Origin of the sequence: Halolamina salina (genome assembly GCF_042678005.1) — an archaeon.
GTDB classification, from domain to species: Archaea; Halobacteriota; Halobacteria; order Halobacteriales; family Haloferacaceae; genus Halolamina; species Halolamina salina.
The window spans coordinates 9,326-13,523 of record NZ_JBHUDH010000081.1 but is presented as its reverse complement, the minus strand read 5'-3'; the positions used below and the strand labels follow the sequence as shown (position 1 = coordinate 13,523).

The 4,198-nt window shown below is 71.3% G+C and carries 6 protein-coding genes; 2 read left to right on the top strand and 4 right to left on the bottom strand.

Annotated elements, in window-relative coordinates; translation table 11 throughout:
- The 3 genes from ACFR9S_RS08305 to ACFR9S_RS08295 form a co-directional block, all read right to left on the bottom strand.
- On the bottom strand, nt 1–626 hold a 626-nt coding region (locus tag ACFR9S_RS08305), incomplete at its 3' end, for a thiamine-phosphate synthase family protein (RefSeq protein ID WP_379818405.1).
- Nucleotides 623–1,213 (bottom strand): dCTP deaminase, encoded by a 591-nt coding sequence (dcd, locus tag ACFR9S_RS08300; protein ID WP_379732297.1) that lies wholly within the window; start codon nt 1,211–1,213, stop codon nt 623–625. The genes dcd and ACFR9S_RS08305, both read right to left, overlap by 4 nt.
- Nucleotides 1,214–1,382: 169 nt before the next feature.
- Complete coding sequence (locus ACFR9S_RS08295; RefSeq protein ID WP_379732298.1) at nt 1,383–2,093, bottom strand: YIP1 family protein; 711 nt, start codon at nt 2,091–2,093, stop codon at nt 1,383–1,385.
- A 93-nt stretch (nt 2,094–2,186) separates the two neighbouring features.
- Between ACFR9S_RS08295 and pth2 the strand changes: the two genes are divergently transcribed.
- Entirely contained in the window at nt 2,187–2,525 is a 339-nt protein-coding gene (pth2, locus tag ACFR9S_RS08290; protein ID WP_379732299.1) for a peptidyl-tRNA hydrolase Pth2, read from the top strand.
- A 130-nt stretch (nt 2,526–2,655) separates the two neighbouring features.
- The gene (gene truD / locus ACFR9S_RS08285) at nt 2,656–3,999 is read left to right on the top strand and encodes a tRNA pseudouridine(13) synthase TruD (protein WP_379818404.1); all 1,344 of its coding nucleotides are present in this window, start codon (nt 2,656–2,658) and stop codon (nt 3,997–3,999) included.
- 6 nt (nt 4,000–4,005) lie between these two features.
- On the opposite strand, the gene ACFR9S_RS08280 is transcribed toward truD, so the two are convergent.
- Nucleotides 4,006–4,198 (bottom strand): hypothetical protein (locus ACFR9S_RS08280; RefSeq protein WP_379818403.1); only part of this gene is annotated, 193 nt, incomplete at its 5' end.

Below are 4,198 nucleotides of genomic sequence, written 5' to 3'. Positions count from 1 at the left end.
AGGACACCCGCGACGTGCTCGCTGACGCCGAACTCCGGGTCGCCCGGCACCGTCGCGGCGCCTTTCACGTCGACGACCCGGCCCGGAACCGCGGCCACGTCCTCGATCCCCGTCGGGTCCGGGAGGCTCTCGGCGAGGTTCGTGCCGACGTTGGGGATCAGCCCCGCGAAGCCCGAGGCGTTGGTGAGCACCCTGAGCCCCCGCCGGACGGAGGCGAGCACCTGCTCGCTCGTCCGCAGCGCCGAGTCGGCGTCGTGGACCGCGAACGTCGCGTCGACCTCGGCGAGTCCGGGGACGGCCTCCTCGTGGAGGCGCGCGAGCAGGTCGCCGTCCTCCAGTTCGCGGATCAGCACCTCCGTCTCGACCAGCGCGCCGACGCGGCTGAGCGTCCCGTCGGCCAGCCCCTCGGCCACGCGGTCGGCGAGCGCGCGCACCCGCTCGTCGCCCTTTACGTCCGGGTGAACGTCGACCTCGCCGTGGGCGTACTTCGACACCGCCGACTGGCTCACACCAAGCAGGTCGGCGACCTCGGCCTGCGTGAGCCCGCGATCCCGGAGTCGCTCGGCGAGCATCGCCCGGTACGTCGGGAGGAAGGCGTCGACGACGACCTCCTCGACGAACTTCATTCCTCGCCCTCCGAGAACTCCGGATCGACGCCGATTCGGGACGCCTGCGGGCCGGACTGGCCCTGATACTTCGAGTCGCGCTCGACGCCGTAGGGGCGGTCGGCCGCCGAGGAGAGCTCGGTGAAGATGAGCTGTGAGACGCGCATCCCCGGCGAGAGCGCGACCGGCGCGGTGCCCAGATTCGAGAGCTCGAGCGTGATCTGGCCGCGGTAGCCCGGGTCGACGATGCCCGCCGTGGCGTGGATCACGACCGCGAGCCGACCCAGCGAGGAGCGCCCCTGTACGGTGGCGATCAGGTCGTCGGGGATGTCAACGCGCTCCTTGGTCGTTCCGAGCACGAAGTCGCCGGGGTGCAGGATGAACTCCTCGCCCTCGGGGACGGTCGTCTCCCGGACGTAGTCGCCCACTTCCTGCTCGCGGTTGGGGTGGATACAGGAGATGTTGGTGCGCTGGAACTCGAGGAACTCCTCGCCGAGTCGGAGGTCGAGACTGGCCGGCTGCAGCTGGGTGTTGAGGTCGTCGACAGGGTCGACGACGAGGTCGCCCTCCTCCATCCGGCGCAGGATGTCGCGGTCCGAGAGGATCATACCCGAGGAAGAGAGCCGCGGGGGCCTAAACGCCCCGGTCCACCGAGAGTTGAAAAGGGAGAGCGCGACCAGTCACGCCGTGACCTGAGAGCCGCCCCGGAGCGACGAACGGGAGCGCAGCGCACCGCTCCGGGGGCCGTGAGCCTGCCTGTTCGCACTATCGACGGAATCAGCCGAGTTCGAAGAGGAACCCAACGAGGGTGAGCACGACGACGGCTGCCGCCGCCCTCGACACCGGGAGGCCGTGGCTGTCGGCCAGCCCGTACGTCCGGATCGCGCCGGCCCACACCGCGACGACGAGCACCGCGAGCAGGCCGACCGTCTCGATGCCCGCGATCGCCGACTGGAGCACGGCGAGGGCGTTCTCGGGGTCGTCCGGGACCGACACCGAGCGTAGCTGGCGGACCGCGAAGCCGAGCACGACGACCAGCCGCAGGAGGCTCGGCGCCATCCCCCAGCCTGCGACGGGTAGCGCCTCCCCGACGCTACCCGACCCGCCGGCGACCGACCCGGCGGCGTGGAGCACGACGGCCTGCCAGAGCCACCAGAGCGGGACGATCACGGCCACCGCGATCGGGAGCCACGAGAGCTCCTGCGCGACCATCGAACCCAGTTGCCGCTCGACGGTCGGCGGCTCGTCACAGCCCCTCGGCGTCTCCTCGAACGCCGGGTCCTCGCAGAACGAGTCGCCCGGGTACGCCGGGTTGTCGACGGTCACCGTCGTGTCGAGCGCGGCGGCGAACTGATCGAGGAACACCGCGATCCCGACGGCGCTTGCGACCGCGACGACGGCGACGACGATCGCGGCGTGGGCCAGCCGGGGCGAGCGTTCGCTGAAGTACCGGTCCGGTCGGAGGAGGGGTGTGCGGGGACCAGCCATCGCGCCACGGTGGGTGCCGAAGCGGCAAATAGCCTGCCGTCGACGCCGCCGAACTCCCGAAGCGCTTTCCCCCGCGCCGCGGGAGAGTCGGGTATGAAGCAGGCGATCGTCGCGCGGACCGACCTCGGGATGGGGACCGGCAAGCTGGCCGCACAGGTGGCACACGCCTCGCTCTCGGCGTACGAGGACGCCGACAGCCGCACCCGGACGGCGTGGAAGGGCGAGGGACAGAAGAAGGTCGTTCTGAAGGGCAGCGGCGAGGACCAGCTGTTCGAACTGGCCGACCGCGCCGAGCGGGAGGGCCTGCCCAACGCCGTGATCCGCGACGCCGGCCACACCCAGCTCGACCCGGGCACGGCGACGACGGTCGCGATCGGCCCCGGGGAGGACGAAGTAGTCGACCGCGTGACGGGCGATCTCTCGCTCTACTGAACGGCTCAAATCGGTATCCGTACCGTCCCGACCTCGAACCGGTTCCGCAATCGGTTCCCCCGTACTCGTCGTCGACGTTCCGAACCCGGGACGAACAGCGTTAACCCCCGAGGCGGGATACTCCCGGGCGATGCGTGAAGCCCATCCCCGCGAGCGGACCGTCGGCGTCGACTGGTACGTCAGCGTCGGCGGCCGGCTCCGGGACCGCCCCGAGGAGTTCCGAGTTCGGGAGTTGGAGGCGTTCGACACCGAGCCCGTCGACAGCGGCGCCGACGACTACCCCTACCTCGTGATCCGGGCGACGCTGTCGGGCTGGGACACCAACGACTTCGCCGGGCGGCTCTCCGACGCGATGGGGGCCTCCCGCGAGCGCGTCGACTGGGCGGGCACGAAGGACAAACACGCCGTCACGACCCAGCTGTTCTCGGTGTCCGACGCCGACCCCGCAGATCTCCCGGAGGTCCGCGGCGCCGATATCGAGGTCGTCGGGCGTGCCGGGCGACACCTCTCCTACGGCGACCTCGCGGGCAACGCCTTCGAGATCACGGTCCGGGACGCCGATCGCCCCGAGAACGCCGCGGCGATCACCGACCAGCTCCGGGCGTTCGCCGGCGGGGACGAGGGGCGGATCGGCGTCCCCAACGTCTTCGGCCACCAACGGTTCGGCAGCCGCCGTCCCGTCACCCACGAGGTCGGGCTCGCGACCGTCCGCGGGGAGTGGCGCGACGCGGTACTGGCGTACGTGGGCAACCCCTACGAAACCGAACCCGACGACACCCGCGAAGCGCGGGCGTTCGTCGACGAGCAGGCCGCGAGCGACGATCCCGACTGGGGCGCCTGCCTCGACCGGATGCCCCGGAAGCTGGGGTACGAACGGTCGATGCTCCACCGACTGCAGGAGCGGGACGCCGGCGGCGCCGACGGCGGGGAGCCGGACGACTGGCGGCACGCGCTCGAGGCCGTCCCGTCGAACCTCCAGCGGCTGTTCGTCAACGCCGCCCAGTCGTACGCGTTCAACCGGATCCTGAGCGAGCGGCTCGACCGCGGGCTCCCGTTCCACGAGCCAGTCGAGGGCGACGTGTGCTGCTTCGCCGATACGGAGGTCGACGCCGTCCGAAAGCCCGATCCCGACCGGCTCCAGCGTGCGACCGCCGAGCGCGTCGACGTGCTCACCCGCCACTGCGAGCGCGGGCGGGCGTTCGTGACCGCACCCCTGATCGGGACCGAAACCGAGTTCGCCGACGGCGAGCCCGGGGAGATCGAGCGCGAGGTGTTCGACGACCTCGGGCTGGCACCGGGGATGTTCGACCTGCCGGGGAACTTCGAGTCCACGGGGACACGGCGGGCGATCCTCGTCGACACCGAGATGACCGTCGGGCGCGATCCGCTGACGTTCGAGTTCGCGCTCCCCTCCGGGAGCTACGCGACGGCGGTGCTCCGGGAGTACCTGAAAACCGACCCCACGGACCTGTAGACGCGATCAGGCCCCGGGCGGCGTCGACGATCGGTCCTCACCGAGCACCCAGCCCGCGAGCAGCAGCGGCGAACCGAGCAGTAACACGGCGCTGACGGCCGGGAAGCCGAGCAGGAGTCCGGGAACGAGCAGCCCCATTTGTCGGAAGTAGAGCGCCGGGGACGCGACCCAGCCGAGCGCAGCGCCCGCGAGCGCGACG